8 protein-coding genes are annotated in these 5,906 nt (G+C 39.3%); 4 read left to right on the top strand and 4 right to left on the bottom strand.

Annotated features, from left to right (window positions below):
* Positions 1-450: 450 nt before the first annotated feature.
* Both ACFIL3_RS07580 and ACFIL3_RS07575 read right to left on the bottom strand, forming a co-directional pair.
* Positions 451-1,032 carry a disulfide bond formation protein B gene (locus tag ACFIL3_RS07580; RefSeq protein WP_375610657.1) on the bottom strand — a complete coding sequence of 194 codons (582 nt, stop codon included), beginning with the start codon at positions 1,030-1,032 and terminating at the stop codon, positions 451-453.
* Positions 1,033-1,042: 10 nt separating this feature from the next.
* The gene (locus tag ACFIL3_RS07575; protein ID WP_273790835.1) at positions 1,043-1,195 is read right to left on the bottom strand and encodes a DUF5993 family protein; all 153 of its coding nucleotides are present in this window, start codon (positions 1,193-1,195) and stop codon (positions 1,043-1,045) included.
* An 821-nt stretch (positions 1,196-2,016) separates the two neighbouring features.
* On the opposite strand from ACFIL3_RS07575, the gene purE reads away from it, so the two are divergent.
* Together purE and ACFIL3_RS07565 are read left to right on the top strand one after the other, a co-directional pair.
* Complete coding sequence (gene purE, locus ACFIL3_RS07570; RefSeq protein WP_375610656.1) at positions 2,017-2,514, top strand: 5-(carboxyamino)imidazole ribonucleotide mutase; 498 nt, start codon at positions 2,017-2,019, stop codon at positions 2,512-2,514.
* A 1-nt stretch (position 2,515) separates the two neighbouring features.
* Positions 2,516-3,796 carry a 5-(carboxyamino)imidazole ribonucleotide synthase gene (locus ACFIL3_RS07565; protein WP_375682003.1) on the top strand — a complete coding sequence of 427 codons (1,281 nt, stop codon included), beginning with the start codon at positions 2,516-2,518 and terminating at the stop codon, positions 3,794-3,796.
* A gap of 197 nt (positions 3,797-3,993) precedes the next feature.
* Here the strand turns inward: ACFIL3_RS07565 and ACFIL3_RS07560 are convergent, their stop codons facing one another.
* Positions 3,994-4,119, bottom strand: a complete 126-nt coding sequence (locus tag ACFIL3_RS07560) for a hypothetical protein (RefSeq protein WP_375627706.1) — start codon at positions 4,117-4,119, stop codon at positions 3,994-3,996.
* A 936-nt stretch (positions 4,120-5,055) separates the two neighbouring features.
* On the opposite strand from ACFIL3_RS07560, the gene ACFIL3_RS07555 reads away from it, so the two are divergent.
* Complete coding sequence (locus tag ACFIL3_RS07555; RefSeq protein WP_375647684.1) at positions 5,056-5,430, top strand: hypothetical protein; 375 nt, start codon at positions 5,056-5,058, stop codon at positions 5,428-5,430.
* Positions 5,423-5,596 carry a hypothetical protein gene (locus ACFIL3_RS07550; protein ID WP_375611660.1) on the top strand — a complete coding sequence of 58 codons (174 nt, stop codon included), beginning with the start codon at positions 5,423-5,425 and terminating at the stop codon, positions 5,594-5,596. Before ACFIL3_RS07555 ends, ACFIL3_RS07550 begins: the two co-directional genes overlap by 8 nt.
* 114 nt (positions 5,597-5,710) lie before the next feature.
* Here the strand turns inward: ACFIL3_RS07550 and ACFIL3_RS07545 are convergent.
* Positions 5,711-5,906 (bottom strand): hypothetical protein (locus ACFIL3_RS07545; protein WP_375682002.1); only part of this gene is annotated, 196 nt, incomplete at its 5' end.

The following is a 5,906-nucleotide window of genomic DNA, read 5'->3' as shown; positions in this document are numbered from 1 at the left end:
CAGAAAATTATTCACATAACTTTCAAAATTTTAAATTAATCCCTCTAGAAGCAATAAAAACGCTTTAGAAGCACCAAAATGAATACAAAAACTTATTTAACACAATGTTAAGAAAAATCAAGAACAAAAAATTTTTATCGTTAATGCACCTTTAAAAAACGAGGCTTCTTAACCCACGTGGCTCAGCAGTCCGGGGCTTCTTCTACAAACGCCTCCAAGCCAATCAATCCCTTCATCTCTCTCAAAAGACAGCATAAAAGGTTCACAGTACAAGTCTTCGCTAAAAAAATATCAATCGCCAGCGCTCATAAAAGCCAGCGTTGGTATAAAAGATCAGATTATCGAACAATCTTGCTAAAATGTCTTCCCAATAAATAAAAAAGAAGCGGATTCTTAAATATTTCCGCCTCTTTAACAATAAAAATTATGATGAGGGATTATTAAAAAATTTCAAGACTGTGAAGGGAACCAATTTGATAACAATTCATACCTTACAGGATCATCGGCACATTGCCCACCACCACATTCCAGTATGGTAGAAATCAAATTTGCCGCAATCAAAAACACAAATAAGAAACTTGCCGTTTTACTCAAGGCTGGAAAAGGAGAAAATTCTTTGAACTTGTGTGCCAATTCGCCTAAAATCATGACAAATGAGACAGCAAAGATACAAAGGACAGAAATAATGAAAGCCCAAGTATAAAAATGCAATCCAAAGAACGTTGAACCATATCCTAAATCATCGGGTGTGATATGCAAAAACACTTGCCGTGCTGCCACAGCACTGGTTACCATACAACCAAGAATAACCATACCATAATGGGTATTTTTCACCTTATGGTGAATATTGAGTAAGAACCCACAACCTGCCAGCATCAATCCAACGCGCTGCAGCAAACAAAGGGGACAAGGTAACTCAAACTTTACCAATTGATAATAAAAAGCCACCACCAAGACAATAGATAACCCAAAGAGTCCTAGCGTATTCATAAAGATGACGAAGTGAGGATTTTTTTGTTCAACATGTTCCATGGCTATTCTCTCAAAAAGATAAATTTAAAGTAGAAGTTGCGTGATGATTGAAAGTGAGAAGAATGACAACGAATAAAATTGCCCACAAAGCATAACTTATATTTTTTTTACCACACATAGTCGTTACTGCAGTACCTAAAGCGATTAAAAATGGAAGAAACATAGCTTTTAAATCTCCTTTACATCCGTTGTTTAACTCTTATTTATTTCAGCGTTCACCATATTACAAAATTGGGCAAAAAAGAGACCATGGATTTATTATTCACAATTCGTCACTCGCGATTGATATTGCCATTATATTTAAGTGAAAAAACGATATAATCGCTCAGAAGCACATCTCAACAAAAGCGTTAAAAGCACAAAAGCGTTGATTATTCGCTTCCCCTTATATCTGCCATTGTTAAAGATATATCGACAATTATAAAGATTATATCCCCTATAAAGATTATATCCCCCACTCACAAAAGAATCACTTGAACAACAAAATAAATAGGCTTTGAAATCGAGAGATATACATCTCTTTTTTTCTCAAAAGAATATCCTCATTTTGCAACACATTTTTGACATAAAAATCTCTTTTTCTCATAAGCAATGTTTCAAATTGCAACAGATTTTATATCATATGGTGATCTTGTTTATTTTAGCAAATAAAAAATAAGACATTTTTTTAAAAAAAACTTATAATCAATGGCTTTTCCCCAATACATTTTTCCCTCTTATCTTAAATAAAAGACAATACCGCAAGCTCAACAGCCTCATGGGTCCCACGCCACCCCGTGACATTGCCCTTCCCCCTCACAAGAAGTGCTTCATGCCTTCAATACTTTAGTTTTTCATCTCTCGAGATCCCCTTTAAATTTTTAGCTTTCCGCCTTATTTGAAAAATAACTGTTTCTCTGTCATCAATTGGCTTTGCAAAAAGAATATAAAACTTTAAAAAAATAATGATAAAGAATCGCATTGAACCTTTGAAAAGGATAGAGAATGATGAAAAAATCATGTGATGTGGCGATTTTAATGGGGAGCCAATCGGATTGGCAAACGATGTGCCATAGTGCAGATATTTTGACGAATCTTGGTATTTCTCATAGTTCGCATATTGTCTCAGCACACCGAACTCCTGAACGCCTTTATCAATTTGCCAAAGAAGCAAAAGAAGCAGGGTTTAAAGTTTTAATTGCCGGTGCGGGGGGGGCAGCGCATCTTCCAGGTATGTTAGCAGCCCTTACTCCTCTTCCTGTTTTTGGCGTTCCAGTGCATTCTCACTCTCTTTCTGGTCAAGATTCTTTGCTTTCAATCGTACAAATGCCAGCAGGGATACCCGTCGGCACATTAGCAATTGGCAAAGCAGGCGCAATTAATGCAGCCCTTTTAGCCGCAGCCGTTATGGCCGTTTATGACCATGATCTCGCCCAACGATTAGAAGATTGGCGTCAACAACAAACAGCCAATGTCGCCCAAACGCCTGTAACGGAGGTTTAAAATGGCACCGTTTTCCACCCCCCCCTCATCCAACACCACCTCGTCCAACACCACTCCCTCCAACACCACTCCCTCCAACACCACCTTAGCCAACACCACCTCGTCCAACACCTCCTCAGCCAACACCACCTCGTCCAACACCACTCCCTCCAACACCACCTTAGCCAACACCACCTCGTCCAACACCACTCCCTTCACCATGTTACCTCCAGGCAGCGTCATTGGTTTAATCGGGGGGGGACAATTAGCGCGGATGCTCGCCATAGCGGCCGCAGAATTAGGATTTCGAACCGTTATTTTTTGCCCTGAAGCCGATTGCCCAGCCGCTCAAACAGCAAACAACCATATTGTTTCCTCCTATGACGATATATCAGCTTTAGATCATTTTATTTCTCAGTGTGATGTTGTCAGCTATGAATTTGAAAATCTTTCGCTTCAAACGGTTCAATATGTAGAAAAGAGTAAGCCTGTTTATCCTTCTTCCAAAGCATTAGAGATCACGCAAGATCGACTTTTTGAGAAGCAATTTTTGCGTGATCAAGGGATTGGCACCGCGTTATGGCACGCTGTTGACAATTCTTCTTCTCTTCTTTCCGCTCTTGATACCTTAGGCGGACGTGGTCTTTTAAAGACGCGTCGTTTTGGTTATGACGGAAAAAACCAGATCAAGCTTGATCACCCAGATGAACAAACCCTTGACGAAGCCTTAAGGACTTTTCAGGAACAGCCTTGTATTTTAGAAGAAATAGTCCCTTTTTTATCGGAAATTTCGGTTCTTTCGGCACGTACAAAACAAGGAGAACATATTTTTTATGACTGCCCTGAAAATCAACACAAAAATGGTATTCTTCATAAGTCCTTTGTTCCATCACATATTCCACTTGACGTGCAAAAAGCAGCTCAAGAAATCAGTGTAACAGTCATGGATGCCCTCGATTATGTTGGTGTTCTTTGTATTGAACTTTTTGTCTTAACGAATGGTCATCTTTTAGTGAATGAATTAGCACCGCGTGTCCATAATTCTGGTCATTGGACACAAAAGGCATGCATAACTTCACAATTTGAACAGCATATCCGTGCTATTTGCGGACTTCCCTTAGGCAGTCCCTATCGCCATAGCGATTGCCAAATGACCAATCTTCTTGGTAACAATTTTAGCACGTTAAAATATTTTCTGAAGCAAGAGCGCACCTCGATCCATTTATATGGCAAAAGCACTGTTCACCCCAACCGCAAAATGGGGCATATCATCCAATTACTGGGACCAGCCAACAAATCTTAAGCCCACATATATACAAATACTTTTTCACACTTTTCCCCCAAATGAACTGAAAAAACAACCTCTCCCCCCACACCGATATCCATCGGCTTCAAAAGCGCCCCTAACCTTTTAATTCTCCCCTGAAAGGGCGTGAAGCCCTCCTACAAGCTCCTTCTCTCTTAAAAACATCACCTCTTCCCCCTCCAAACCGCTTCATCCTACACGAACATCTCATCCGCCCTCAAAAACAACCTCTCCCCCACACACCGATATCCAAGCAGTACAACAAGCGCTCCCAACCCTTCAACTCCACCCCCTAGCTCTTCTCCCCTTCCTTTTCTCAAAAATATCCCCCCACGGCTAAAAACAATCCACCAGCCCCCAACTTCACTACCCCTCCACCTCCCACAGCATAAATATTCCCCTATAACATACGCAGCCCCTTCATTTTTCTTTTAATGCCAATCTTTAGGCCTTTAATTGCAACCTTTAGAGGATAAACTTACCTCTTGCGGCCTATAGAGAGCATTCTAACAATGCGTTCTCATTGCCTCTAGTCTCCCTTTTTATGTTCATTTTTTCACAAAATTGCCAAGCGCTCCGCACCACCCCTTGAGTTTCATGTCAAAGATATCATTACAGTACTAAGCTTATCCATCATAGCAATATCCTCTCTCCCCTCATAAGGCGATATTACCTGTGTCGTATTTTCTAGGGCTTGAAGCGTCTCTCCTTATTTCATTTCGCGATAAGGCTTAAAAGAGCAGATGTACATACACTCCACACTGAAAGAAAACCGTAAATTTAGCTTACACGCTAAAACACCAGCCGCTTAAAATATCACTCACTTTAACATTTGTAATATTTGTCACCTCCGTTATGTCTATCGCCTTCGTTCTTTCCCCTATAAAGTTACATTATTCAAATTTGCGCGCCTAACCGCGCTCAAGGACGAAGATTCCTGTGCCGATCTATCAACAATCAAGCTTTTCTTAAGTAAATTCAACCGGCTAAACACTTCAATATTAAATGCCTCTTCGCCTATAGTTTAGTGATAAAATATAATTGTACTCACAAAACGAATCTTTTATACAGCGGCACGAAAAATTGTACATGCCTCATAATAATAAAGGGAAGATGCGCTACAGACGTAGCAAGTCATTCGTATTATCATTTTAACAACTACAGAAATCTTTTTTCATTTCATAAAAATAGTCTGAGAAACTGAGTTATTCGCTTTATCAAAAGACAAAACCTTCAAGAAACAAACGAATATCAACATGACAAAACCAAACCTATCAAATGCATCACCAAAAGAACAAAATGATACATCTTCTCAATGGGACTTAGTCCTCGATATCCAAAAAGAAGTTAAGGAAACATTAAAGGCTGGTGTTGTTTCACTGGGAGAATTTATATTCATAATCTTTATAAGCGTCTGTTTATACATTTTTCTCTCAATATTAGGCAGTGCGGATAAACCTCAAATGGATGCTGCAAGTTTAATCGGGCTGATATGCGGATTAATTCTGTACGGTTCGATACCAATCTCTTTGGTGCTACGGATCATAGTAAAGAAGAAACTGAAAAAAGTAATGAAACAACTAGACGAAGCGGTTGCTAATCAAAATATAATAAGGAGAGAAAATGACTGAAGCTATAATATTAGGGCGCATTCTAGGGATCATTGTCGGTTGTGCAATAATAACATTATCCGTTTGGCTTGTTTATTCTACCATTAAATATCGAAAACTGTACCGTAAAGCGCTTACAGGACTAAACTTAGCAATTCAAAAATGTAATAAAGAAATTAATAAATAAAAAAAGTCGTGAAAAACGTGGTATTAAAATACCATAATCCTTATTTTCATATTTCTAGACGTATTTAATGTGATTACCAGTTATTGATGACCCATATTGAGGGTATGAGATTTTTCATAAGGGGACGTTTGAAACTATAGGCATGATATTATGTGCGTACAGCCAATACAAGAAACAATTCCAACGGCGTCCCCTCTTCCCCACTTCAAGCATTTCAGCCGGCGCACGCACCTGACAGGGCTTCACGAGCCCCCACAAACAAGCATCTTGCGTTTTAAGAAGTCCCCCTTTGCCCTTAACGACAAAAACC

The organism is Bartonella sp. CE47NXGY, assembly GCF_042195415.1.
GTDB lineage: Bacteria > Pseudomonadota > Alphaproteobacteria > Rhizobiales > Rhizobiaceae > Bartonella.
This window is presented reverse-complemented; position numbering and strand designations above follow the sequence as displayed.